Annotated in this window: 20 protein-coding genes; 6 read left to right on the top strand and 14 right to left on the bottom strand. The window is 65.1% G+C overall.

Features of this window, described 5'->3' with window-relative positions; translation table 11 throughout:
* Positions 1 to 74: 74 nt before the first annotated feature.
* On the bottom strand, positions 75 to 1,412 hold the full coding sequence (locus tag MRBLPB4O_RS02885; RefSeq protein ID WP_341797469.1) for an MATE family efflux transporter: 1,338 nt from the start codon (positions 1,410 to 1,412) through the stop codon (positions 75 to 77).
* 179 nt (positions 1,413 to 1,591) lie between these two features.
* Between MRBLPB4O_RS02885 and MRBLPB4O_RS02890 the strand changes: the two genes are divergently transcribed.
* Positions 1,592 to 6,493 carry an alpha-2-macroglobulin gene (locus MRBLPB4O_RS02890; protein ID WP_341797470.1) on the top strand — a complete coding sequence of 1,634 codons (4,902 nt, stop codon included), beginning with the start codon at positions 1,592 to 1,594 and terminating at the stop codon, positions 6,491 to 6,493.
* 164 nt (positions 6,494 to 6,657) lie between these two features.
* On the opposite strand, the gene MRBLPB4O_RS02895 is transcribed toward MRBLPB4O_RS02890, so the two are convergent.
* Positions 6,658 to 6,951 (bottom strand): hypothetical protein, encoded by a 294-nt coding sequence (locus MRBLPB4O_RS02895; RefSeq protein ID WP_341797471.1) that lies wholly within the window; start codon positions 6,949 to 6,951, stop codon positions 6,658 to 6,660.
* 77 nt (positions 6,952 to 7,028) lie between these two features.
* On the opposite strand from MRBLPB4O_RS02895, the gene pbpC reads away from it, so the two are divergent.
* Positions 7,029 to 9,371, top strand: coding sequence for a peptidoglycan glycosyltransferase PbpC (gene pbpC, locus MRBLPB4O_RS02900; RefSeq protein WP_341797472.1), 2,343 nt, complete (start codon positions 7,029 to 7,031; stop codon positions 9,369 to 9,371).
* Positions 9,372 to 9,463: 92 nt separating this feature from the next.
* A complete protein-coding gene (locus tag MRBLPB4O_RS02905) occupies positions 9,464 to 11,128 on the top strand; it encodes a POTRA domain-containing protein (protein ID WP_341797473.1) in 1,665 nt (554 codons plus the stop codon).
* A gap of 40 nt (positions 11,129 to 11,168) precedes the next feature.
* Here the strand turns inward: MRBLPB4O_RS02905 and MRBLPB4O_RS02910 are convergent, their stop codons facing one another.
* The 8 genes from MRBLPB4O_RS02910 to MRBLPB4O_RS02945 all read right to left on the bottom strand — a co-directional run bounded on the left by MRBLPB4O_RS02910 (position 11,169) and on the right by MRBLPB4O_RS02945 (position 17,424).
* Positions 11,169 to 11,942 (bottom strand): response regulator transcription factor, encoded by a 774-nt coding sequence (locus MRBLPB4O_RS02910; RefSeq protein WP_341797474.1) that lies wholly within the window; start codon positions 11,940 to 11,942, stop codon positions 11,169 to 11,171.
* 126 nt (positions 11,943 to 12,068) lie between these two features.
* Positions 12,069 to 12,539, bottom strand: coding sequence for an A24 family peptidase (locus tag MRBLPB4O_RS02915; RefSeq protein ID WP_341797475.1), 471 nt, complete (start codon positions 12,537 to 12,539; stop codon positions 12,069 to 12,071).
* 316 nt (positions 12,540 to 12,855) lie between these two features.
* Positions 12,856 to 13,425, bottom strand: coding sequence for a DUF4136 domain-containing protein (locus MRBLPB4O_RS02920; RefSeq protein WP_341797476.1), 570 nt, complete (start codon positions 13,423 to 13,425; stop codon positions 12,856 to 12,858).
* Between the two features lie 19 nt (positions 13,426 to 13,444).
* Entirely contained in the window at positions 13,445 to 14,080 is a 636-nt protein-coding gene (locus MRBLPB4O_RS02925) for a DUF4136 domain-containing protein (RefSeq protein ID WP_341797477.1), read from the bottom strand.
* Positions 14,081 to 14,101: 21 nt separating this feature from the next.
* Complete coding sequence (locus MRBLPB4O_RS02930; RefSeq protein ID WP_258654998.1) at positions 14,102 to 14,851, bottom strand: methyltransferase domain-containing protein; 750 nt, start codon at positions 14,849 to 14,851, stop codon at positions 14,102 to 14,104.
* A complete protein-coding gene (locus MRBLPB4O_RS02935; RefSeq protein ID WP_019470373.1) occupies positions 14,848 to 15,153 on the bottom strand; it encodes a MazG-like family protein in 306 nt (101 codons plus the stop codon). Before MRBLPB4O_RS02935 ends, MRBLPB4O_RS02930 begins: the two co-directional genes overlap by 4 nt.
* Positions 15,154 to 15,217: 64 nt before the next feature.
* Positions 15,218 to 16,069: a MaoC/PaaZ C-terminal domain-containing protein gene (locus tag MRBLPB4O_RS02940; RefSeq protein WP_341797478.1), complete on the bottom strand. Its 852-nt coding sequence runs from the start codon at positions 16,067 to 16,069 to the stop codon at positions 15,218 to 15,220.
* Between the two features lie 2 nt (positions 16,070 to 16,071).
* Entirely contained in the window at positions 16,072 to 17,424 is a 1,353-nt protein-coding gene (locus MRBLPB4O_RS02945; protein ID WP_341797479.1) for a 3-oxoacyl-ACP reductase, read from the bottom strand.
* A gap of 119 nt (positions 17,425 to 17,543) precedes the next feature.
* Here MRBLPB4O_RS02945 and MRBLPB4O_RS02950 point away from each other — a divergent pair, with 119 nt between their 5' ends.
* Complete coding sequence (locus MRBLPB4O_RS02950) at positions 17,544 to 18,821, top strand: acetyl-CoA C-acetyltransferase (protein WP_341797480.1); 1,278 nt, start codon at positions 17,544 to 17,546, stop codon at positions 18,819 to 18,821.
* Positions 18,822 to 18,941: 120 nt separating this feature from the next.
* On the top strand, positions 18,942 to 19,721 hold the full coding sequence (locus MRBLPB4O_RS02955) for a helix-turn-helix transcriptional regulator (RefSeq protein WP_096425548.1): 780 nt from the start codon (positions 18,942 to 18,944) through the stop codon (positions 19,719 to 19,721).
* Between the two features lie 65 nt (positions 19,722 to 19,786).
* Here the strand turns inward: MRBLPB4O_RS02955 and MRBLPB4O_RS02960 are convergent, their stop codons facing one another.
* From MRBLPB4O_RS02960 to MRBLPB4O_RS02975, 4 genes are all read right to left on the bottom strand, one after another.
* Positions 19,787 to 21,730, bottom strand: a complete 1,944-nt coding sequence (locus MRBLPB4O_RS02960; RefSeq protein WP_341797481.1) for a methyl-accepting chemotaxis protein — start codon at positions 21,728 to 21,730, stop codon at positions 19,787 to 19,789.
* Between the two features lie 167 nt (positions 21,731 to 21,897).
* Positions 21,898 to 22,308 carry a Cu(I)-responsive transcriptional regulator gene (gene cueR / locus MRBLPB4O_RS02965; RefSeq protein WP_016497881.1) on the bottom strand — a complete coding sequence of 137 codons (411 nt, stop codon included), beginning with the start codon at positions 22,306 to 22,308 and terminating at the stop codon, positions 21,898 to 21,900.
* Positions 22,305 to 24,704 carry a heavy metal translocating P-type ATPase gene (locus MRBLPB4O_RS02970; protein ID WP_341797482.1) on the bottom strand — a complete coding sequence of 800 codons (2,400 nt, stop codon included), beginning with the start codon at positions 24,702 to 24,704 and terminating at the stop codon, positions 22,305 to 22,307. Before MRBLPB4O_RS02970 ends, cueR begins: the two co-directional genes overlap by 4 nt.
* A gap of 52 nt (positions 24,705 to 24,756) precedes the next feature.
* Complete coding sequence (locus tag MRBLPB4O_RS02975) at positions 24,757 to 25,143, bottom strand: hypothetical protein (RefSeq protein ID WP_049274448.1); 387 nt, start codon at positions 25,141 to 25,143, stop codon at positions 24,757 to 24,759.
* A 145-nt stretch (positions 25,144 to 25,288) separates the two neighbouring features.
* Between MRBLPB4O_RS02975 and MRBLPB4O_RS02980 the strand changes: the two genes are divergently transcribed.
* Positions 25,289 to 25,486 carry a cation transporter gene (locus MRBLPB4O_RS02980; RefSeq protein ID WP_012270354.1) on the top strand — a complete coding sequence of 66 codons (198 nt, stop codon included), beginning with the start codon at positions 25,289 to 25,291 and terminating at the stop codon, positions 25,484 to 25,486.
* Positions 25,487 to 25,510: the final 24 nt, after the last annotated feature.

Genomic DNA, 25,510 nt, shown 5'->3' on the forward strand with positions numbered 1-25,510 from the left:
GCTCCTGCAAAAGCCTGTGCTGCCTTTTGTGGGAGCGGCCTTGTGTCGCGATGGGCCGCAAAGCGGCCCCGACATCACTGAATCCACTCACCCCTCTGCTGCAACCGCCACCCTACCCACCCCAGCGTCACCGCCCGCAACCCCATGAACCCGAGAAACGCCAACCACAATCCATGGTTGCCGAACCCGCTCATGGCCACCGCCACCGGCAGTGCAATCAGCACCGACACCAACATCGCATTGCGCATCTCCCGCGCCCGGGTCGCGCCTATGAACAGGCCGTCCAGCAGGTAACTCCACACTGCAATCAACGGCAGCAGCGCCAAATAGGGCAAATATGGGTAGGCCGCCGCCCGCACACTGTCGATGTCGGTCTGCAAGTCGATGAACAGGTGCCCACCCAGCAGGAACAACCCGGCAAAGCCCAGGCTGGTGATCAGCGACCAGCCGCAGGCGACCACCAGCGAGCGGCGCAGGGTGTCGCGGTCGCGGGCACCAATGGCATGGCCACACAGGGCCTCCACCGCATGCGCCAAGCCATCGAGGGCATAGGCAGTCAGCAACAGGCCGTTGAGCAGCAGGGCATTGGCCGCCACCGTGGACTCGCCCAGGCGTGCGCCTTGCACGGTAATCAGCAGAAACACCAGTTGTAGCGCCAGGCTACGCAGAAAAATATCGCGGTTCACCGCCAGCAGCGGGCGCCAGGCCTGCCAGCCTTTGAGCGCCGCCCACGCCACTTGCCCCGGGTAGGCCCGCAGGGCCGGGCGGGTCAGGGCCAGGCCCAGCAGGGCGGCACTCCACTCGGCAATCACCGACGCCCGCGCCGAACCCAGTACACCCCAATCCAGCCCCAGGACGAACCACAGGTTCAGGACGATGTTCAACAGGTTGGTGGTCAGCAGGATGGCCAACGGTGCCCGAGCGTTCTGGGTGCCCAGAAACCAGCCCACCAGCGCGTAGCTGGCCAGTGCTGCGGGCAGACCCAGCAGGCGGGTGTGAAAGAAGTCTTCGGTGGACTGCTGCAAGGCTGTGCTGGGTTGCATGGCATGAAGTGCAAGCTGGCTGAACGGCAGGGCCAGCAGGCCGATCACAACGGCGAAACCGACTGCCAGCAGCAGCCCTTGCACCAGCACCTGGCGCAACGCCGCGCCGTCGCCACGGCCGGCGGCCTGGGCGGCGAAGCCGGTGGACCCCATGCGCAGGAAGCCCATCAGGCCGACCATGAAGGTGAACAGCGTGGCGCCCACCGCCACCGCACCCAGCTGATGGGCGTGGGGCAGGTGGCCGATGACCGTGCTGTCGACCAGCGCCACCAGCGGCACGGAGATATTGGACAGGATCATCGGCGCGGCCAGCGCCCAAACCTTGTTGTGGGTGGGACGGTGGCGCCAGTCGGCAGAGAGTTGGGGCATTTGCATTCCATGAGAGTTGGGGCCGCTGCGCGCCCCTTTAACCAATGCCACAGTGTAACGGCCAGGCAACCATTTAGCGCGACCATGGTCTCACTTGCCGCGCAACGCCCGGGTGCTGCACCTGACGTTGAGCTATAGTTGCTGCCCTCACGAACACGCTGCCTAAGAGTTCCTACTCCATGTTCAACAAAGGATTGTTGCTGGCCTGCGCGCTGGCTTTGCTCAGTGCCTGTGACTCTTCGACGCCGGACAAACCGGCGCCGGTCGAGAAACCCGTAGCTACAGCACCCGCCGAAACCCAGGCGCCCAAGCGCGAAGACCCGGCTGTGCTCGCCAAGCGCTACGAAGGCCGCGAGCTTTCGGTGCTGGATGTTTCGGAAGTGCAGCTCGATGGCGCAGCAACGCTGTCGATCAGCTTCTCAGCACCGCTGGATGCCAAGCAGGACTTCGCCACCAAGGTGCACCTGGTAGACACCGTCAAGGGTAAGCTCGATGGCGCCTGGGAACTCTCCGACAACCAGATGGAGCTGCGCCTGCGCCATCTGGAGCCGCAGCGCAAGCTGGTGCTGACCGTCGACAAGGGCCTGCTCGCGGTCAACGGCAAGCAACTGGACAATGAGTCGGTCTCCCAGCTGGAAACCCGCGACATGCAACCGACCATCGGCTTTGCCAGCCGCGGTTCGTTGTTGCCCACGCGCCTGGCCGAAGGCCTGCCGGTGATTGCCCTGAACGTCGACAAGGTCGATGTCGAGTTCTTCCGGGTGAAGCCGGAAATGCTCTCGACCTTCCTGGCCAGCTGGGGGCGCAACAGCAGCCTGTACTACTACCAGTCCAAGGAAACCCTGGACATGGCCGAGCTGGTCTACAGCGGCCGCTTCGACCTCAACCCCGCCCGCAACACCCGCGAAACCGTGCTGCTGCCCATCGCCGGCATCAAGCCGCTGCAGGACCCGGGCGTGTACCTGGCGGTGATGCGTGCCTCGGGCACCTATGACTACTCGCAGCCAGCGACCCTGTTCACCCTCAGCGACATCGGCGTGTCGGCGCACCGGTACCGGGACCGCATTGACGTGTTCGCCCAAGCGCTGGAAGGCGGCAAGGCGCTGAACGGCGTCAACCTCGAAATCCATGACGAGAAGGGCAAGCTGCTCGCCCAGGCCAGCACCGATGGCAAGGGCCACGCCCAGCTGCCGATCACGCCCAAAGCCGATACCCTGATCGCTACCCAAGGTGTGCACACCACCTTGCTGCGCCTGAACACCGCCGCCCTGGACCTGGCCGAATTCGACATCACCGGGCCCCAGGCCAACCCGTTGCAGTTTTTCATCTTCGGCCCGCGTGACTTGTATCGCCCAGGTGAAACCGTGCTGCTCAACGGCCTGCTGCGCGACCAGGACGGCAAGCCCGTCAAAGCCCAGCCGGTGAGCGTGGAAGTGCGTCGCCCGGATGAACAGGTGAGCCGCAAGTTCGTCTGGGAAGCCGACAGCAATGGCTTGTACCAATACCAGTTGCAACTGGCCACCGAGGCCCCGACTGGCCGCTGGCAATTGCTGCTCGACCTGGGCGGCGGGCGCAAGCAGGTGTATGAATTTTTGGTCGAGGACTTCCTGCCCGAGCGCCTGGCGCTGGAGCTGAAGGGCAGCAGCACGCCGCTGTCGCCGGAGGAGGATGCGCGCATCCAGGTCAATGGCCGTTACCTCTATGGCGCCCCGGCTGCCGGTAATCGCCTGAGTGGCCAGGCCTATGTGCGTCCACTTCGCGAGGCGGTGCCTGCGCTGCCGGGCTACCAGTTTGGCTCGGTCACCGAAACCGAGCTGAACCAGGACCTGGAGCTGGACGAAGTTACCCTCGACCAGGCTGGCAAGGCGGTGGTCGATATCGAAAGCCGCTGGGCCGAAGCCCGCTCGCCGCTGCAACTGACAGTGCAGGCCAGCCTGCAGGAGTCCGGTGGCCGGCCGATTACCCGGCGGCTGGAGCAACCGATCTGGCCAGCCGAGCGCCTGCCGGGCCTGCGTGGCCTGTTCGATGGCGAGGAAACCGATAGCGACGGGCCGGTGGAATTCGAGTTCTTGGTAGCCGACCGCGATGGCAACAAACTGGCGGCCAACGACCTCAAGGTGCGGTTGATCCGCGAGCGCCGTGACTACTACTGGAACTACTCGCAGAGCGACGGCTGGAGCTACGCCTACAACGAGAAATTCCTGACCCAGAGCGAAGAGACAGTCAGCGTCAAGGCGGGCTCCACTGCCAAGCTGAGCTTCCAGGTTGAATGGGGCCCGTACCGCGTCGAGGTGGAAGACCCGCAGACCGGCCTGGTGTCCAGCGAGCGCTTCTGGGCCGGTTACCGCGCCCAGGACAACGCCGAAGGCGGTGCCGTGCGCCCCGACCAGGTCAAGCTGGCGCTGGACAAACCGTCCTACGCCGACGGCGCCACGGCCAAGGTTACCGTCACCCCGCCTGCCGCTGGCAGCGGCTACCTGATGATCGAGTCCAGCGATGGCCCGCTGTGGTGGCAGGAAATCGAAGTGCCCGCCGAGGGCAAGACCTTCGATGTGCAACTGGACAAAGCCTGGGCACGCCACGACCTGTACATCAGCGCGCTGGTGATCCGCCCGGGTGAGCGCAAGGCCAACGCCACGCCCAAGCGTTCAGTCGGCGTGCTGCACCTGCCGCTGGACCGCGCCGAGCGCAAGTTGGCGGTGAGCCTGCAGGCGCCGGAAAAAATGCGCCCGAAACAGCCGCTGACCGTGAAGGTGAAGGCCGCCAATGCTGATGGCAGCGTGCCCAAGCAGGTGCATGTGCTGTTGTCGGCGGTGGATGTGGGCATCCTCAACATTACCGATTTCAAAACCCCCGACCCGTTTGCCAGCCTGTTCGGGCGCAAGGCCTATGGCGCCGACCAACTGGACATCTACGGCCAACTGATCGAAGCCGGGCAGGGTCGCCTTGCCAGCCTGGCGTTTGGTGGCGATGCGGCGATGGCCAAAGGCGGCAAGCGCCCCAACACCACGGTCACCATCGTTGCCCAGCAGAGCCTGCCGGTGACGCTGGACGACAAGGGTGAGGGCCAGGCCACGGTCGATATCCCCGACTTCAACGGCGAGCTGCGCTTGATGGCCCAGGCCTGGACCGACGAGCACTTCGGCATGGCCGAAGGCAAGACGGTGGTCGCCGCCCCGCTGATTGCCGAGCTGTCGGCCCCGCGCTTCCTGGCCGGCGGCGACCGCACCAGCCTGGCACTGGACCTGGCCAACCTGTCGGGCCGCGCCCAGCAACTGAGCGTTGAAATCACCACCGAAGGGCAACTGAGCCTTGCCACCAATGTCATGCAGACCGTCGCCCTGGCCGAGGGGCAGCGTTCGACCCTGATGATTCCTGTGCAGGCCCAGGGTGGTTTGGGGCAGGGCAAGGTGCATGTGCGTGTCACAGGCCTGCAACTGCCGAACGAGCCGACCACCGCGTTCGAACGTGAGTGGACGCTGGGCGTGCGCCCGGCCTACCCGGCAATGCTCAAGCACTACCGCGTGGCCTTGAAGGACCAGCCATGGACCCTGCCCGAAGCAGACCTGGCCGCGTTCGAACCCGCAGGCCTGGAGGCCAGCCTGGCCTTGTCGAGCCGGCCGCCGTTGAACCTGGCCGAGCAGATCCGTGCGCTGGAGGCTTACCCTTACGGTTGCCTGGAGCAAACCACCAGCGGCTTGTATCCGTCGCTGTACGCCGATGCCGACAGCCTCAAGCGCCTGGGCATCAAGGGCGAGCCGGCGGATGTGCGCAAGCGCAAGATTGAAATGGGTATCGAGCACCTGCTGGGCATGCAGCGCTACAACGGCAGCTTTGGCCTGTGGAGTTCGGACAGCGAAGAGGAGTACTGGCTGACCGCCTACGTTACCGACTTCCTCTTGCGTGCCCGTGACCAGGGTTATGGCGTGCCGGCCGAAGCGTTGAAGAAGGCCAGCGAGCGCCTGTTGCGCTACCTGCAGGAGCGCAACCTGATCGAAGTCGATTACAGCGAAAACGCTGACCACACCCGCTTTGCCGTGCAGGCTTACGCGGCGCTGGTGTTGTCGCGCAGCCAGCAGGCGCCGTTGGGCGCGCTGCGCGGCCTGTTCGAGCGCCGCGCCGATGCCCGCTCCGGCCTGCCGTTGGTACAACTGGCGGTGGCGCTGGACAAGATGGGCGACAAACCGCGCGCCGAGCAAGCCTTGCAGGCGGGCCTGGGCATCAGCCGTGGCAAAGGCTGGATGGCCGATTACGGCAGCGCCCTGCGTGACCAGGCGCTGATATTGGCATTGCTGCAGGAGAGCAACCTGGCCAGCAGCCAGGTCGACCAGCGCCTGTTCGCCTTGTCGGATGAACTGGCGGCCAACAGCTGGCTGTCGACCCAGGAGCGCAATGCACTGTTCCTGGCCGGCCGTGGCCTGCTGGGCAAGCCGGAAGGCAAGTGGCAGGCACGCCTGGACAGTGCGGGCGAGGTCCGCGAGTTCAACAACGCCGAAGCCGGCATGAAGCTGGAAGGTCTGTTGCTGGCCTCGCCACTGAGCGTACAGAACGAAGGCAGCGAGACGCTGTACCAGCAACTGACTTTGTCCGGTTACCCACGCCAGGCACCTGCGGCCGGCGGCAACGGTATGCAGATTCGTCGTGAGTACCTGGGCATGAACGGACAGCCGCTGGACCTGCACAACCTGCGCAGTGGCGACCTGGTGTTGGTGCACCTGGCGCTCAAGGCCGAAGACCGTGTGCCGGATGCGCTGGTGGTAGACCTGCTACCGGCCGGCCTGGAGCTGGAAAACCAGAACCTGGCGCAAAGTGCCGCCAGCCTGGACAACGCCAGTAGCGCCGTGAAGGAATGGCGCGAGTCGATGCAGAACGCCAGCGTGGTGCACCAGGAGTACCGTGATGACCGTTATGTTGCCGCGCTCAAGCTCGACAGCTATGGCACCACCCACCTGCTGTACCTGGCGCGGGCGGTGACCCCTGGCACTTACCGCGTGCCGCCGCCGCAGGTCGAGTCGATGTACCGGCCAAACCTGCAGGCCGTGGGGGATGGGCAAGGTGAAATGACCGTAAAAGCCCGCTAAAGACCCGCTCTACACGGACCATGTGGGAGCGGCCTTGCGTCGCGAAAGGGCCGCAAAGCGGCCCCGGCAATTAAAGCGGCGAAGCTGCAATCCTGGGGCTGCTGTGCAGCCCTTTCGCGACGCAAGGCCGCTCCCACAAAAACCGCGCAGATCAGCTGAGTAATTCAGTGAATCACCCAGCTCATCACCCACAACCCCAGCACCAGCCAGATGATCCCGAGGATGATCGAGGCGCGCATGAACGCGCGGATTGCCGAGTACAGCAGCATCAGGCCGATGACCACGGCCAGGATGCTGATCAGCGAGGTGTCCGTGCCCAGGGTGCGCGCCAGGCCGTCGATGAAATTACCACCGGCATTGGCCAGCAGGTTGAACAGCCCGCTCAATGCGTCGACGATGAAGCGGATCACAGACCCCAGTGCCTGGCCCAGCCACTCGAAAAAACCTTCTACATGCATAGTTGCTTCCTGATGAACGAATTGGCGAGGTTGCCGTTCCCAAGCCTTTGGCCATTACCTGGCCAGGTCGGTTCCCGATGCCAAGCTTAGCGCGTGTGGCCAGGCTGTTGCGCGCCACGCTGATTGGCCTGCTGGTGCTGTGCGGCCTGTTGTGGCTGGCCGACCGCCTGTGGCCGCTGCCGCTGCCGGGCGACGACTTGGCGCGGGTAGTGCTGGCCGAAGACGGTACACCCTTGTGGCGCTTTGCCGATGCCGAGGGGGTATGGCGCTACCCGGTCAGCCCGGACCAGGTTTCGCCGTTGTACCTGCAGGCCTTGCTGACGTACGAGGACCGCTGGTTCTACCGCCACCCCGGGGTCAACCCGTTAGCCTTGGCACGTGCGGCCTGGCTGAACCTGCGGGGTGGGCGCGTGGTGTCGGGCGGCAGCACGCTGTCGATGCAGGTGGCACGGTTGCTGGACCCGCATGACCGCACCCTGGCCGGCAAGCTGCGCCAGCTGTGGCGTACGGCGCAGTTGGAGTGGCACCTGTCCAAGCGCGAAATCCTGCAGATCTACCTGGACCGCGCGCCCTTTGGCGGCACCTTGCAGGGCGTGGCCGCCGCCAGCTGGGCGTACCTGGGCAAGTCGCCGATGCACCTGACCCCGGCCGAAGCAGCGCTGCTGGCCGTGCTGCCCCAGGCTCCTAGCCGGCTGCGCCCGGATCGCCACCCCGAGCGTGCCCAGCGTGCCCGCGACAAGGTGTTGCAGCGCCTGGCCGAATACCAGGTGTGGCCTGCGCAACAAATCCGCGAGGCAGCCGAAGAGCCGCTGGTGCTGGCACCACGCCAGGAGCCAGCCTTGGCGCCCTTGCTCGCCCGGCGCCTGAACAGCGCCGACAGCCCGCCGCTGATCCGCACCACGCTGGATGCAGCGTTGCAGCGGCGCCTTGAAGACTTGTTGCTGGGCTGGCGCGCGCGGCTGCCGGAGCGCACCTCTGCCGCCATCCTGGTGGTCGAGGCACAGACCATGGCGGTGCGCGCCTACCTGGGTTCGATCGAGCTGGCCGACGAGCGCCGCTTCGGGCACGTCGACATGGTGCGCTCGCTACGCTCGCCCGGCTCCACCCTCAAACCGTTCCTTTACGGCATGGCGCTGGACGATGGCCTGATCCATTCCGAATCGTTGTTGCAGGATGTGCCGCGCCGCTATGGCGACTACCGCCCCGGCAACTTCTCCATGGGCTTCAGTGGGCCGGTGTCGGCCAGCTCGGCGCTGGCCCTGTCACTCAACCTGCCGGCCGTGCAGTTGCTGGAGGCCTACGGCCCGAAACGCTTTGCCGCGCAACTGCGCATGGCGGGCATGCCACTGGCATTGCCGCCCTTGGCCGAACCCAACCTGTCGCTGATCCTGGGCGGTGCCGGCAGCCGGCTGGAAGACCTGGTGGGTGGCTACGCGGCGCTGGCGCGGGGTGGCAACAGTGCGCGGGTGCGCTTGCAGCCGCAGGACCCGCTGGTGGAGCGCCGGCTGCTGTCACCAGGGGCGGCGTGGATCATCCGGCGCATCCTCAGTGGCCAGGCGCGCCCCGACCGCGACCCGCATGCCGAACTGGTACAGCGCCCGCAACTGGCCTGGAAGACGGGCACCAGCTATGGCTTTCGCGATGCGTGGTCGATTGGCGTGGGGCCGCGCTACCTGATCGGCGTGTGGATCGGTCGCCCCGACGGCACGCCGGTGCCCGGCCAGTTCGGCCTGGCTTCGGCGGCGCCGTTGATGCTGCAGGTGCACGACCTGCTGAGCAACCGCGACAGCCAGCGTGGCATCAGCGTGCCGGTGGAGCGGGTGCCGGCGAATGTCGGTGTGGCGGCGATCTGTTGGCCGCTGGGCCAGCCGATGAGCAAACAGGACCCCAACTGCCGGCGCCAGCGTTTTGCCTGGACCCTGGACGGCACCACGCCGCCGACGCTGCAAGCCGCCGATCAGCCCCTGGGTCTGGGCTTGCGTGAAAGTGTGTGGGTCAACGACCAGGGGCTGCGAGTGGATGGCAGTTGCCCAAGCGCCAAGGCCCGCGACATTGCCTTGTGGCCGGCCCCGCTGGAGCCTTGGCTGCCCCGCGTGGAGCGGCGCGCGGCGCGGCTGCCGGCCATCGACCCGGCCTGCCCACCGCAGGTGCCGGCCAGCGCTCCGCCGCTGTCGATAGTGGGCGTGCGACCGGGTGACAACCTGCGCCGCCCGGCGACCAGCAGCGAGCCGTTGCAGCTGCATGTATCGGCCCTGGGCGGTGGCGGGCGGCGCTGGTGGTTCCTCAATGGCCAGCCGTTGGGCGAAACCCTGGGGCAGGACAGCCTGCTGGTGCGCTTACCGCAGGCCGGGCAGGCCGAGGTCAGTGCGCTGGACGAAAGCGGCGAGACCGCGCGAGTGGCGTTCCAGGTCAGCGAGTAGGCGTTCGACGGCAGCCGGGCCAGCACCTACGCTTGCAAGTGACGGGTGTGACCGGCTGGTGCCCCGCAACCCAAGGGAACATGGAGCGCCCTATGCGTCCTCTGGCCGTGCCCCTGTTGTTGCTGCCTTGGGTGTTTTTGGCCCAGGCCGAGTCGTTGCCGGGTTTTCTCGACAGCCATGAGTACGAACGGCGCCTGCCCGACACCAACCTGCCGGTAGACACCTATCGGCCCGCCAGCCCCAATCTGCGAATGCCCCGGCCAAACGCCGAAAGCCAGGCCTGGGCACCTGCGGATACGCGCATGGTGCTGCACAAGGTGCGTTTCGAAGGCGGTACGGTGTTCCCCTTGAGCGACTTGCGCGAGCACTACCAGCCGTTGATCGGGCACAGCATCACATTAGGCGAGCTGCAGCAGTACACCGAGCGCCTGACCGAGCGCTACCGGCAGGACGGTTACCTGCTTTCCTACGCCTACCTGCCACCTCAGGATGTGGCCGAAGGCCGTGTGAATGTGGTGCTGGTTGAAGGTTACATCCGGGATTACCGCGTGGAGGGCGACATCGGCCCGGCCGGTGGCTATTTGCAGCAGCTGCTGACGCAACTGGAAGCCGAACGGCCGCTGACACGTGAAACCCTGGAGCGCTACCTGGGTCTCGCCGAACGCCTGCCGGGTGTGTCGATTGAGGCTGAGCTGGCGATGGCGCAAACCGCTGACGGTGCCACCCGCTTGACCGTGCATGCGCAGCGCAAGCCGTTCAGCGCCGCTGTTACCCTGGCCGATTCCAGTCGCGACGATGCGCAGGCACTGCTGACGGTCACCAGCAATGCCCAGACCCGCTTTGCCGAACGGTTCAAGGCCAGCCTGCTGCTGCCTCCGGGGGATGACCAGGTGCATTACCAGCGGCTGGACTACAGCCAGTACCTGGACGCTGCCGGCAGCCAGTTGCTGCTGTCGGCTTCGCGCTACCGCAGTGATCCGGGCACGCGCATACGCCTGGATGATGGCCGTGACATGACCCGCGAGCGGGACAGTGAACGCTATGCAGTGGGCCTGCGTCAGCCAGTGGTTGTCAGGCCGAACGAATGGATGGCCGTGCAGGGGCACCTGTATGCGGTCAGCGAGCACGTCGAAGACCAACTGGACGGGGTGCCTTCACTACGGGACTACGACACTTCCGTGCGCGCGCTGTCCTTCGAGGGCGACTGGCGCAAAGTGGAAGGTGGCCGCCTGCGTATTGTCAGTGCCGGGGTTTACCAGGGGCTGGATTACCTGGGCGCGCGTAGCGATGCTGACTACGATCTGGATTTCCTGCGGTTGCGGCTTTCCGGACTGCAGAGTGACACGCTGGCTGGCAACTGGCAGGGGGTGGCGTCGGGCGCGTTGTACTGGAGTGATGACCGGCTGCCCGACAGCGAGCGGGCGGGCTTTGGTGGGCAGCATTTTGGCCGTGGCTACCCGCGTGATCAGGCGGACGGGGACAAGGGATGGGGTGTGGCTTACGAACTGAACTACAGCCTGCGAGGTAACGGGCTGGCACTGGTTCAGCCCTATGCGGCAGTGGATGTGGCGCAGGCCTGGCATAACCGGGGGCCGGTGGACGATGCCCACCTGGCTTCGGCGGCACTTGGCGTACGGTTGGGGGATGGGCGCTACTTCAACGTTGCGCTGGAGGTGGCGAAGCCTTTGGCGGATGTGGCGTTGGATAGCCTGGACCGTGGCCCCCGGCTAATCCTGAGTTTGGGTTTTCAAATGTAGGGGGCTGCAAAGCAGCCCCGGCAATCTCCAGGCAAACCCCTCAATGGGTAGTAAACCTCAGATGCACCGGCGACGAGCTGGGCGTCAGCGCCAATGCCAGCTGGGTACGGTTGTGCATGTGGGTCAAACGCAACACTTGCGACACATACAGCTTGACGGTGTTTTCGGTAATGCCCAGCTCACAGGCGATCTGGTAATTGGTCTTGCCCTTGCTCACCAGCCGCGCCACTTCCAGTTGGCGTGGGGACAGCTTCTCGAAGGCAGCTGGCAGCTCGCTTTCGCTCTCTTCCACATCGGTGGCACGGCGGTGGGTACCTTGGCCACGGGCTTTTTCCAGGTCCTGGTACAGTTCGTCCACCGAATCGGCCAGGTCCTGCAAGCGCTGGTTCAACCCGCCCAGGGCGCGGAAGTTGCGCTGGCGTTCTTGCAGGGCCTGTTCCTGGCGGCGCACGCCCTCCAGCAGTTCGTCGAGGTTCATGGGCTTCTGGTAATAATCGGCAAACCCTTCGCGCAGGGCGCGGATCACGTCCTGTTTGTCCGCACGCCCGGTCAGCATGATGGCTTCAAACATACGTGGCCCGGTGACTTCCTTGAGGGCGCGAACCAGTTCGATGCCATCACGCTCAGGCATGTGCAGGTCGCAGATGATCAGGCCGATGGCCTCGTCGGCCAGGTAGCGCTGGATGGCTTCGTCGGTCGAATGGGCTGGCAGGCAGTGGTAGCCCTGGGTTTCGAGAAATTCACACAACTGTTCGACGATGACTGGTTGGTCATCGACCACCAATAGCTTCATTTCACTGAATGGTCTGGACACGATCAACTCCCTGTTCGTATGCGGCCCTGCTCCCGTGCCAGACACGCTGGCAGCTTAAAAATAGTCGCACTTTCTGGATATGTACAAGTTATAAGTTATGTACAACTCATAGGACCACAGGAAGGATTATTGGATCCATACCGCCGTTAGAAGAAAACCTGCTAACACGTAGGGTACGAATGCCTGTTTCTCGCCCATTTCATCGGTCAGAGCCTGCAAACGCTTCTTCACCTTGGGGTTGAGCAGGGTCCACAGGCGCCGACGGGTGAGCAGCCACACCAGCACACTGACACCGGCGCCAATGAAGGTGCCGAGCACGTATTGCGGGCTGGTGGCCAGGGCCAGTGCGCCCATCAGCTTGACGTCGTCGGCACCGAAGCGGCCGAGCATGTAGCCGGGCAGTGTAAGCAGCATGACGATGGCCAGTGCCCAGCCGGCATCACTGGCATCGGCGCCGATCCAGCTGTGGCCGGTGGCGAACAGCCAGAACAGGGCGCCGGCAGCCACGCCCAGGGTCAGCAGATCGGATATCTGGCGTTGACGCACATCCTGTTCGGAGCACAAGGCAAGCCACAGCAGGAGAACAATGCTTTGCATTGGCAGGTCGCCTTTCCCAAATGTTGAACACATCTACCCGGTCAGTCAGGTTTCCTTAAGTGAAGATAGACAAGAACCTGCGCACGAGTGGCGCTGGAAAGGCAAAAAGGCGGTGTCGAAATGGATTTTGTCGCTCCTGACACCGCTCAGGTGGGTGCTACTGCCTTGCTCAACATTCAAAGGTGGCACGGTCACTGTGGGAGCGGGCGCGCCCGCGAACACGGGCGAAGCCCGTGCCATGCACCGCGGTGTCTGCTTCGCGGGCATGCCCGCTCCCACAGGGGGGGTCGGTGCACGCAAAAGCCGCATTACAACCTTATTTCTTGCTACCCGGCGGGTAGTTGGCCAGCACCTTGCTCACGGTGTTGTGAATGGCGCTGTTGCGTTCTTCCGGGCTTGGCGGGTAGTTGTTCATGATTTGCTCGGCACTGCCGCGCCACACCAGCTTGCCGTCACGCCCGTCGAACATATCAACCTGAATGGTGGCGACCTTGTAGTCGACACTGCGGGTTTCGTTATACATCGGGCCGCCCCAGTAGCCGCCCCAGTAGCCACCCCAACCACCGCCATAGTTGGTGGTGATCTGTTGCTGGCGCTGTTCCACGATCAGGTAGGTGCGCACCGTCAGGTCAGGCCGCGCGCCGCCTTGTACCGGGCGCAGGCCGCGCTGGTCGAGCTGGTCTGCCACTGCCTGGCGAATCCGCTGCTCGGTGAGGTCACTCTTGATCCGCGGGTCATCCGGGCGGTACTGCAGGCCCGGCTCTTGCCACGCCCAGCTGCGATAGGCGGCAAAATCACGGCTGGCATCAAAATCCTGTTGCACGTTATTGCTGGAGCAGGCGGCAAGCAGTAGCGCGAATGACAGTAGAACGAGACGGCGCAACATGATGGTTCTCCGTTAGCTATTAACTGGGAGGATAGCCGCTGAGCGCCTTGTGCACAGAATCGCGCAGGGCGCTTTCGCGTTCACGCGGCGAGTTCTTGTCGCTGCCGCTTTCGGCGCTGGCGCTCCACACCGGCTGGCCGCTGCGGGCGTCGTACAGGTCGATGCGCACCACCATCACTTCGACCTCGTAGGTGCGCACGATGGGCACGCTGGCATAGCCCCCGTAGCCATGGCGATAGCCGCCATAACCGACACCACCGTAGGGATAGGGGCCGTAGTAGGGGTCGTAGGTGTCGTAGTCACGCACTTGGCGCAAGCGTTTTTCCAGACGCATGTCGGCGCTGACCAGCAAATCGCCGGAAGCCCCCCGGGCAGGGCGTAGGCCATGCTGGTCGAGTGCGCCGCTGACGGCATCGGCCAGTTGCGCCGGGTCGGCATTGGCCGAGCCGCTGGGCAACTGGCCGTTGCGCCAGCTCCAGCTGCGGTAGTGCCCGTAATCCCGGGCGGGCGCGGGGTAGGCACTGGCGTCGAAGGTGGTGGCCGCCTGGGCGGGGGCCGGTGGCAGCGGGCGGCTGCTGGCCACATACGGGTTGCTGCCCTGGCAGGCAGCCAAGGCAAGCGGCAGCAGGGCCAGGCACAACAAACGGTACGGCATGTATTCCTCCCGGCGGGCGAGTCAACGGGGGCGGCAGACCCAGTGCAGGTAGCGGCCAAGCCCGGCGAAGCCGGGGTGGCGGCGGTAGGCCAGTTCCATTTCCAGCAGGTCGAGCAGCTCGGCCTTGGCTTGGAACTCTTTGGGCATGTAATCGTGGAACACCCGCACCCCGCTCTCGGTTTCAACCTGCCACATAGGATCAAGTTGCGCCTTGAGCTCGCGTGGATCAAGCGGTTTCTGTGGGGTCAGGCTCTGCTTTTCACCTTCCAGCCGGTTGCTGCGCAATTTGCGGAAATGGCCCTTGAGCAGGTTGCGATAGACCAGCGCGTCGCGGTTGTAGAAGGCCAGTGACAGCCACCCGGAAGGGGCCGTGAGCTGGTGCAGCACGGGCAGGATGCTTTCGGGCTCTGCCAGCCATTCGAGCACGGCATGGCACAGCACCAGGTCGTAGGGCTCGGTCAGTTGGCCGAGCAGGTCTTGCCAGGGTGCCTGGATGAACGTGGCGGTCTGGCCGGCCTCGGCAAAGCGCGCCCGGGCGCCTTCGAGCATGGGGGCGGCAGGCTCGGCTAGGGTCAGGTGGTGGCCACGCTGGGCCAGCCACAAGGCCATGTGCCCCAGCCCGGCGCCGATGTCGAGGATGCGCAGCGGGCGATCGGGCAGCGCCTCGGCCAGGTCGGCCTGCAGTACGGCCAGGCGGATCGCGCCCTTGGCGCCGCCGTAGATCTTCTCGGCAAAGCGGGTGGCCAGCTCATCGAAGTGACGGTCGTTCATCGGGCGAAGCGCCTCTCGCTGTCGGCCAGCTTGGCCCGCACCACCTGGTCCATGTCCAGGCCCAGCTCGCTGCACAGCAGCAGCAGGTAGAGCACCACATCACCGACTTCCTGGCCGGCGTGGGCGAGTTTGTCGGCAGGTAGCTGGCGCGATTGGTCTTCGCTTAGCCACTGGAAGATTTCCACCAGCTCGGCCATTTCGACGCTGGCGGCCATGGCCAGGTTCTTCGGGCTGTGGAAGCCGCGCCAGTCATTGTTGTCGCGAATCTGGTGCAGGCGTTGGGTGAGTTCTTGCAGGTTCATCGGGGGTCTCCTAATGCTGCATAGCTTCGGCCCAGGCCCGATGCAAAGCAAGCGTATACCGGCTCTACAGCGGAGCCCAGCGCCCGACCATATGCAGCACCCCGCCATGCCCATCCAGCCGCAACGCACCCTCAGGCCCCGCCTCACTGGCACTGAGTACCACCTCTGACGGCAACCGCACCGGTTTGCGGAAATCCACTTCAAAGGCGTAGCCGCTGTGCGGCAGGTGCCCACGCAGTGCCGCCAGGGCCATGGCCTTGCTCCACATGCCATGGGCAATGGCCGTGGGGAAGCCGAACAGCCGCGCGCTGGTGGCACTGAGGTGGATAGGGTTGTAGTCCCCGCACACCTTGGCATAACGCCGGCCGATATCACTGTCGGCGTACCAGCGGGTGGCCTCGGGCAATGGCTCCGGTTCATCGTCGGCGGGCTCGCCTGCCTGGCCCTCCAGCTTCAGCCCGCGCACCAGCATGCGGCTGGTCTCCCGCCAGAGCAGGCCAATCCCGTCGTCTGCCTCGGTAACCAGGTCGAAGGTGCCGCCCTTGGCATGTGCCTGAAGGTTTTGCGCATACACCGCAAAGCGCAGCCCTTCGATACCACCAAGCGGGCGCAGCACCTCGATGCGGTTGTGCAGGTGCACCAGGCCGAGCAGCGGGAAAGGGAAGTTTGGGGCGGTCATCAACTGCAGCTGCAGCGTGAACGCCATGACGTGGGGATAAGTGCCTGGCAGGCGGCCATCGTCGGTAAAGTGGCAAAGCCGTCTATAGGCTGCCAGGTTGCCCGGCTTAACCGGGATGAAGCAGCGCAGGCCATCGTCCGGCAAGCGGTCACCGCTGATGCTGCGCTTGCTGGCTGCACGCAGGTACAGGCTGGCGCGGGCAGCCGGGCTTTGCAGGTCGTGCCAGTTTCTGCTCATGTTCACGCTCCCATCAATGCTTGGCCGCACACACGCAGCACCTGGCCGTTGACTGCCCCGGAGCCTGGCTGGCTGAGCCAGGCGATGGCCTCGGCGACGTCCTGCGGGCGGCCGCCCTGGCCCAGTGAGCTCAAGCGCCGCCCGGCCTCGCGCAGGCCCATGGGCATGGCCGCGGTCATGTGGGTTTCGATGAACCCGGGGGCGACAGCGTTGATGCTGCCGCCGTGTTCGGCGAGCCGGGGCGCCCAGGCCTGGGCCAGGCCGATCAGCCCGGCCTTGCTCGCGGCGTAGTTGGCCTGCCCGCGGTTGCCGGCGATGCCACTGACCGAGGCCAGCAGGGTGATGCGCGCGTTTTCGCCCAGTGCGCCGTTGTCGTACAGCGCCTGGGTCAGTACTTGCGGTGCCTTGAGGTTGACCGCCATGACCGCGTCCCAGTATTCCGGGGTCATGTTGGCCAAGGTCTTGTCGCGGGTGATGCCGGCGTTATGCACCACGATGTCGATGCCGTCGGGCAGGGCTGCTAGCAGTTGCGTTGCCGCATCGCTGGCACAGATATCCAGTGGCAGCGCTTTGCCACCCAAGCGTGCGGCGAGGGCGTCGAGGTCCTGGCTGGCCTGTGGCACATCCAGCAGCAGCACATCGGCGCCGTCCCGCGCCAGGGTTTCGGCAATGGCGGCGCCGATGCCGCGGGCCGCACCCGTGACCAGGGCGCGGCGGCCAGCCAGCGGGCGGGTCCAGTCGCCTACCTGATTGGCGCAGGCTTCCAGGCGCAGCACCTGGCCGGAAATGAACGCACTCTTGGGCGAGAGGAAGAAACGCAAGGCGCCTTCCAGCTCGTCTTCGGCGCCGGGCGCGACATACAGCAGTTGGGCGGTCGCGCCATTGAGCAATTCTTTGGCCAGGGAGCGGCTGAAGCCTTCAAGGGCCCGTTGGGCAACGCTGGCCAACGGGTCGTCGAGGCTTTCCGGCGCGCGCCCCAGCACCACGACATGGGCGCTCGGGGCCAGGCTGCGCAGCAGTGGCTGGAAAAATTCGCGCAACTGCTTCAGCGCATCGCTGTCGGACAGATGACTGGCATCGAACACCACGGCTTTGATTTTCGGCCCCAAGCCGGCCACCCAGGCTTCGGCCTGCAGGTGGTCGGCATTGAAGCTGTAAAGCGCGTCGGTCAGGCGCGGGGCGATGGCTTCGACCTGGCCTGCCAGCGGCCCGCCCCCCAGTACCAGGGCCCCTTCGACCGGGCGCAGGCGGCCGGCTTCCCAGCGCTCCAGCGGCGCCGGGCGTGGCAGGCCGAGGGCATCCACGAGGCGGCGGCCGAGGTTGGAGTTGGCAAAACCGAGGTAGCGATCGCTCATGAGTGGGTCTCCGCAAAAGGCAAGCTTGAAAGTGTGGACCAACTTTGTGGCAAGGTCGTTCGAATGCGGTAAAAACACCTAGGCTGTACGGATCAAATTGTTTCAGGAGGAACAAGCACATGCGTTCACCTCGCCGGGTCGCGATCCTGGGCGGCAACCGAATCCCCTTTGCCCGCTCCAATGGCGCCTACTCCACGGCCAGCAACCAGGCGATGCTCACGGTCGCCCTCGAGGGCCTGATCGAACGTTATCGCCTGCATGGGTTACGGCTGGGGGAGGTGGTGGCTGGCGCGGTGCTCAAGCACTCACGTGACATGAACCTTACCCGCGAATGTGTACTGGGTTCGCGCCTGTCGCCGCAGACCCCGGCCTACGACATCCAGCAAGCCTGCGGCACCGGGCTTGAGGCCGCGCTGCTGGTGGCCAACAAGATTGCCCTGGGGCAGATCGACTGCGGTATTGCCGGCGGCGTGGATACCACTTCCGATGCACCGATTGCCGTCAACGAAGGGCTGCGCCACATCCTGTTGCAGGCCAACCGTGGCAAAAGCCTGGGGGAGCGGCTGAAGCCTTTGCTCAAGTTGCGGCCTCACCACCTGAAACCCGAGTTCCCACGCAATGGCGAACCACGCACGGGGTTGTCGATGGGCGAGCATTGCGAGCGCATGGCCCAGGCTTGGCGGGTTGGCCGTGCAGAGCAGGACGAGCTGGCGTTGCTCAGCCACCAGAAGCTGGCCGCCGCGTATGTCGAGGGTTGGCAGGACGACTTGCTGACGCCGTTTCTGTCGCTGACACGGGACAACAACCTGCGCCCGGACCTGAGCCTCGAGCAGTTGGCCAGGCTCAAGCCCGCCTTCGACCGCAGCGGCCAGGGCACGCTGACGGCGGGTAATTCCACACCACTCACCGACGGGGCCTCGGTGGTGTTGCTGGGCACTGAAGAATGGGCTGCGCAGCAGGGGCTTCAGGTGCTGGCTTACCTGGTCGATGGCGAAACAGCTGCAGTGGATTTCGTCACCGGTCGCGAAGGGCTGTTGATGGCCCCGGTGTATGCCGTGCCACGCTTGCTGGCGCGCAATGGCCTGACCCTGCAGGACTTCGACTATTACGAGATCCACGAAGCCTTTGCCGCCCAGGTGCTGTGCACGCTGAAGGCCTGGGAGGATGCCGACTATTGCCGCGAACAGTTGGGGCTGGAGGCGCCGCTAGGGGCGATTGACCGCAGCAAGCTCAACGTCAAGGGCAGCTCGCTGGCGGCCGGGCACCCGTTCGCGGCGACCGGGGGGCGGATATTGGCCAACCTGGCCAAGCTGCTGGCCACGGCGGGGAAGGGGCGTGGGTTGATTTCGATTTGTGCGGCGGGTGGGCAGGGGGTGACCGTTATCGTCGAGCGTTGATTTTTTGCAATACCGCGTCGCCTGCTGCGCGGGTAAACCCGCTCCCACAGGACAGCGCAGATGTCCCCGTGATGTCCACCAGCTGTTAGGCTTGTCTGCTCAGAACTACAAGAAACCGCCATGCCGATCATCGGACATCCTCGCGCTATTCCTGCGCTGGACCACTTGCCCAGGCCCCTCTATGCCCGTGCCGAAAGCCTCGGTGCCGGCTCCTGGACCACCCGCCACCAGCACGACTGGGTGCAGTTTTCCTACGCCATCAGCGGCGTACTGGCCGTGTACACCCGGGACGGCAGTTACTTTGCCCCACCCCAGTGGGGTGTGTGGATCCCTGCCGATGCCGAACACGAAGTGCTGACCTCGATGCAGGCCGAGATGCGCAGCCTGTATGTGCGCCGCGATGCCTGCCCATGGGCACCGGAGCAATGCCGGGTGCTGGAGGTGACGCCACTGGCACGCGAGCTGATCAAGCAGTTCTGCCTGTTCCCGGCGGACTACCCGGAATATGACAGTGCCGAGGCGCGTCTGGTGGCGGTGCTGCTCGACCAGTTGCGCACGTTGCCGGAAGTCGGGTTTTCGCTGCCGTTGCCACGTCACCCTGGGTTGCTGGCGCTGTGCAACGGTTTGATCGCCGCGCCGGACCAGCCGCAGACTTTGCAGCAATGGGCGCGGGAGCTGGGGTGTTCGGAGAAGACGCTGATGCGGATGTTCCAGCGCGAGACCGGGTTGAGCTTTCGCAACTGGCGGCAGCGCATGCGGCTGTTGTCGTCGCTGGCGTTGCTGGAGGCGGGGGAGAATGTGACCGAGGCGGCGTTGGGGTGTGGGTATGACTCCACCTCGGCTTACATTGCCGCATTCAAGCAGCTGTTTGGGGCGACGCCGGGGGAGTTGAAGCTGTAGTGCCTGGTTGCCTGAACCGGCCTCTTCGCGGGTAAACCCGCGAAGAGGCCGGTTCAGGCCACACATCAGGTACGGAACCTGCGCACCAGCGAATCCAGCTCATTGGACAGCCCCGCCAGGCTCTCCGAGTCCTGCCGCGCCGCCTGGGCCAGTTCGGCCACCAGCTGCGCATCCCCGTGAATCTGGCTGATATGCCGGTTGATGTCCTCGGCCACCTGGTGCTGTTCCTCGGCCGCCGTGGCGATCTGCGTGTTCATGTCGCGGATCACATCCACCGACTCACGGATTTGGCCGAAGCTGTCGCGGGCCAGGCCGATGCGGCTTACCGACTGCTGCGACACTTCCAGGCTGGCATGCATCTGCTCGGCCACTTCGGCCGTGCGGCTGGCCAGGTTGCCCAGCAGGCCGTCGATTTCGGCAGTGGAGTCGGCTGTGCGCTTGGCCAGGGCCCGCACTTCGTCGGCCACCACGGCAAAACCACGGCCCTGCTCACCGGCACGGGCTGCTTCGATGGCCGCGTTGAGGGCCAGCAGGTTGGTCTGTTCGGCAATCGAGCGGATGGTGCCGAGGATCGACTGGATAGCGTTGCTGTCACGCTCCAGCTGCTGGATCGACTGCGCGGACTGTTCGATCTCGTGGCTCAGGCGGTCGACGCTTTGTACGGCGGCGTCGATCTGCTGCTGGCCCTCGCGTGCTTGCTGCTGACCGCTGTCGGCCGACTGGGCCGCCTGGCTACAGGAACGGGCCACTTCGTTGGCGGTGGCGACCATTTCGTGGAAGGCGGTGGACACCATGTCCACGGCTTCGCGCTGGCGGCCAGCGGCTTCGGCCATGTCGCTGGAAACGCGGGTCGAGCTGCTGGAAGTGCTGAGGATTTTGCCGGCAGCAGCGCCGATGTGCTGGATCAGGCTGCGAATGGCGCCGAGGAACTGGTTGAACCAGCTGGCCAGTTGCGCGGTTTCGTCGCGGCCACGGATTTCCAGGTTGCGGGTCAGGTCACCCTCGCCCTGGGCAATGTCTTCCAGGCCGCTGGTGACGCTATTGATCGGGCGCACGATCAGCTTGGCGAAGCCTGCACCGACCACTGCGAACAGCGCGGCCAGCACCACGGCGATGCCGCCGATCAGCCAGGTCAGCCGGGTGGTGGTCTGCATCACTTCGCTTTGTTCGATCAGGCCGATGAAGGTCCAGCCCAGTTGCTCATCGGGGTAGACGTTGGCCATATAGCGCACGCCATTAAGCTCGACCTCGACCAGGCCTTTGCCGGCCTTGGCCAGCGCGGCATAGCCGTCGCCAAAGCTGGCCAGCTGCTTGAAGTTGTGAGCGGCGTCGCGTGGGTCGACCATGACGTTGCCGTTGCTTTCCACCAGCATCAGGTAGCCGCTTTCACCCAGCTTGATCTGTTTGACGATCTCGGTCAGGCCTTTGAGCGACACGTCGATGTTGACCACGCCGCCGGGGTTGCCCAACTGGTTGGCCACGGCGCGCACGGTGCTGACCAGTACCGCGTCGTCGGCCGCCCAGTAGTAGGCGCCGGTACGCACGGTCTTGCCCGGGTTGGCCATGGCCAGTTGGTACCAGGGGCGGGTGCGTGGGTCGTAATTGACGAACTTTTGCCCGGCCGGCCAGCCCGTGTAGCCGCCGTCGTTCACCCCGTAGGACAGGTAGGCATAGGACGGATGCGCGTTGGCCAGGCGGGTCATGAAGTCGAGGAGCTTGCCGGCCTGCTCGCCCAGTTCGTAGGACGGCGCGGCGCTCATGTACTTGTTCAGCTCGCTGCCGGTGGCGGCGACCATTGGCTGCGAAGCCATGTACTCGACGTTCTGGTTGATGCCCTGGAAGAAGATGTTCATCGCGTTGCTGACCTGGCGGATTTCCCGGCTGCTACCGTCGAGGAATCCGTCACGGGCTTCGCCGCGCAGGTTGAGGACCACCAGGGTGGCCACGAGGACGATGGGCAAGCCGGCGATGACCGCGAATGCCCAGGTCAGTTTCTGTTTGATGCTCATCGACGCTCCCGGAATTTTTAATTGTCGACCCACGAGGCAGGTAGCCAGTGCATCGGCAGCATCCGGGTTTTATGTAGGAAAACGCCCGTATTTATTGGATAAAGTCGCGGCTGGTGACTATTCGGTCGCGTTTGGACGCTTATGGCATACCAAAGGCTGATGACCGATCAGTGACAGCAACTTCCAGCAGCACCGTTGGCCAGGTCCTTGAGGATCGGGCAGTCCGGGCGGTCGTCCCCTTGGCAATGCGAAACCAGCTCGCCAAGAGTGTCGCGCAGGCTCACCAGCTCCTCGATACGCCGGTTCAGTTCATCGATGTGCTGCATCGCCAGCGCCTTCACATCGGCGCTGGCACGCTGGCGGTCTTGCCACAGGGTCAGCAGCTTGCCGACCTCTTCCAGGGAAAAGCCCAGGTCGCGGGAGCGCTTGATGAAGGCCAGGCTGTGCAAGTCTTCTGCCTGGTACAGGCGGTAGCCGCTGTCGCTGCGCGTGGCAGGTTTGAGCAGGCCGATGGATTCGTAATAACGGATCATCTTGGTGCTAAGCCCGCTGCGGCGGGCGGCCTGGCCGATGTTCATGGCGCTTCCTCGTTGGTGCTGGTGGGTTTCCACGCCTTGAGCCACAGCGCGTTGCTGACCACGCTGACGCTGGACAGGGCCATGGCGGCGCCGGCCAGTACCGGGTTGAGGTAACCCAGCGCGGCCAGCGGGATGCCGATCAGGTTATAGATGAACGCCCAGAACAGGTTCTGGCGGATTTTGGCGTAGGTCTTGCGGCTGATTTCCAGGGCGGCCGGCACCAGGCGCGGGTCGCCACGCATCAGGGTGATGCCGGCGGCCTGCATGGCCACGTCGGTGCCGCCACCCATGGCAATGCCGATATCGGCGGCCGCCAGGGCCGGGGCGTCGTTGATGCCATCGCCAACCATGGCGACCACGCCATCCAGCTTGAGCGCGGCCACGGTGGCGGCCTTGTCGGCCGGCAGCACTTCGGCATGCACATCGTCGATGCCCAGGGCGTCGGCCACCACTTTGGCGCTGCCGCGGTTGTCGCCGGTCAGCAGGTGGCTGCTGATGTGCTGTGCGTGCAGGGTATTTATGGCTTGCGCGGCGCCGGGCTTGAGGCTGTCACCAAAGGCGAACAGGCCCAGCACACGGGGTTGCGTGCCGCGTTCGATCAGCCACGACAGGGTGCGCCCCTCGGCTTCCCAGGCCTGGGCCTTGGCGTCCAGGTCACCAGGTTGCAGTGCGCTTTCGTCGAGCAGGCGGCGGTTGCCCAAGGCCAACTCGCGGCCCTCTACACATCCGGCGATGCCGCGCCCGGTCAGCGACTGGCTGTCGGTAACGCTTGGCACGTCCAGCTTCTGTTCGGCGCAGGCATCCAGCACCGCCTTGGCCAGTGGGTGCTCACTGCCGCGCTGCAGGGCGCCGGCCAGGCGGTGCAGGTCGGCGCTGCTGCCCACTTGCGCCTGGCTGTGGACAACCCGCGGGCTGCCAGAGGTAAGCGTGCCGGTCTTGTCGAAGACCACGCGGTTGACCGCATGGGCACGCTCCAAGGCTTCGGCATCCTTGATCAGGATACCGTGGCGGGCGGCAACCCCGGTGCCGGCCATGATTGCTGCAGGCGTGGCCAGGCCGAGGGCACAGGGGCAGGCGATGACCAACACAGCAACGGCGTTGATCAGTGCGGTTTCCAACGGTGCGCCGGCCAGCCACCAGCCGATCAGGGTGATCAGGGCCAGTACCAGCACGGCCGGGACGAACACTTGGCTGACCCGGTCGACCAGCTTCTGGATCGGCGCCTTGGCGGCCTGGGCGTCTTCCACCAGGCGGATGATACGGGCCAGCACGGTTTCGGTGCCCAGCGCCTGGGTGCGCACCAGCAACCGGCCTTCGCCATTGATGGCACCACCGGTGACACTGTCGCCGGGTTGCTTGGGCACCGGCAGGCTCTCGCCGCTGATCAGGGCTTCATCGGCATGGCTGCTGCCGTCTTCGACCACACCGTCTACCGGGAAACGCTCGCCGGGCTTGACCAGCACCAGGTCGCCCAGGCGCAACTGCGCGATGGCCACGTCTTGCTCCTGGCCGTCTACTACACGCAGGGCGCGTTCCGGGCGCAGTGCCTCAAGGGCGCGAATGGCGCTGGCGGTCTGGCGCTTGGCACGGCTTTCCAGGTACTTGCCCAGCAACACCAGGGCAATCACCACGGCCGAGGCTTCAAAGTACAGGTGTGGGGCCATGCCGGCAGGGGCCTGCGCCCACTGGTACAGGCTCAAGCCGTAGCCAGCGCTGGTGCCTAGCGCCACCAGCAGGTCCATGTTGCCGGCACCGGCGCGCACGGCCTTCCAGGCGGCTACGTAGAAGCGGGCGCCAAGAATGAACTGCACCGGCGTGGCCAGCAGGAACTGCGCCCATGCAGGCAACATCCAGTGCAGGCCGAATGGCTGCACCAGCATCGGCAATACCAGTGGCAGGGCCAACAGCAAGGCTGCGCCGACTGCCAGGCGCTCGTTGCGCAGGCGGCGCTGGGCAGCGCTTTGGTCGACGTTGGCCGTTTGCGGCAGGCTGGCGCTGTAGCCGGCCTTGTGCACGGTGTCGATCAGCAGGTTGTCATCAACGGCCGCCAGCACTTCAAGGTGCGCGCGTTCGCTGGCAAGGTTGACGCTGACCTGCTCGACCCCGGGCAGCTTGCCCAAGGCGCGCTCTACGCGGCCGACGCAGCTGGCGCAGGTCATGCCGCCAATCTGCAGTTCGATGGTACGGGTGGGCACGCCGTAGCCGGCTTCGCGCACGGCATCGACCAGGGCGGGCAGGCTGTCGGCCGGGGCCTGGACCCGGGCCTGTTCGGTGGCGAGGTTGACGCTGACCTGTTCAGCGCCGGTGACCTTGCGCAGGGCGCGCTCGACCCGGCCGGCACAGCTGGCGCAGGTCATGCCGGAGATCGGCAGGTCATACGTGGTGGATGCGGGCATGGCTCTCCTCCTTGGACAGGCCTCCAGCATCAACCTTGCCATGCAGGTAAGGTCAATAGCCCAGGCCGGCTCGCTTCAACTCAAGCCCATAATGCCCCATGGCGATGCGGTATTTGTTGATCTGGCCCGCCTGCAGGTTCAAGCGTGTGCTGCGTTGGTCTTCGATGCCCGCTGCGCAGCCTGGCATCTGCCCTGGCAAAAGGCGCAGGCGCACATCTACCGGGCCGGGCGGCAGGTTGAACGAGGTGGATTGCTCCTGGAACACACGCCCGGAAAGCTGATCGTTGAGGTAGACGCCGATTTCGCAGTTGGTGGCCACTTCCAGGCGTTCCCGGGAAATGATCAGTACGCTGTAGTCCGAATTGCCCTCGGCACTGGCCGGTGGCACCGCAGCCAGCGCGCTCAATAGCCCGACGACGCCCAATGCTGCCCTGAACATGAAGAATCTCCTGCTTGCCTGATCGTCAAACGCGAAGCTTGGCCGACGCGGGCGCGGATTTCCACCCCAGGTGTTGCTGGCAGGGCTTGACCTTGCCCCGATGGCAAGCTTGAGACTCGTTGAAAACCTGAAGGAGGAAACCCCCATGCAAGTGTTCAATGTACAAGGCATGACCTGCGGCCATTGCGTGAAAGCCGTGACCCGCGCGGTGCAGGAGCAGGATGCAGCGGCCAAGGTCGAGATCGACCTGGCAGCCAAGCAGGTACGGGTGCAGAGTGAACTGGCGCAGGAGCAGATCCTTACCGCCATTCGTGATGAAGGTTATCAGGCCGAACTCGCCTGAAGACTTGCCAGTGGGAGACTCACC

The organism is Pseudomonas sp. LPB4.O (assembly GCF_038383825.1).
Classification (GTDB): Bacteria; Pseudomonadota; Gammaproteobacteria; order Pseudomonadales; family Pseudomonadaceae; genus Aquipseudomonas; species Aquipseudomonas putida.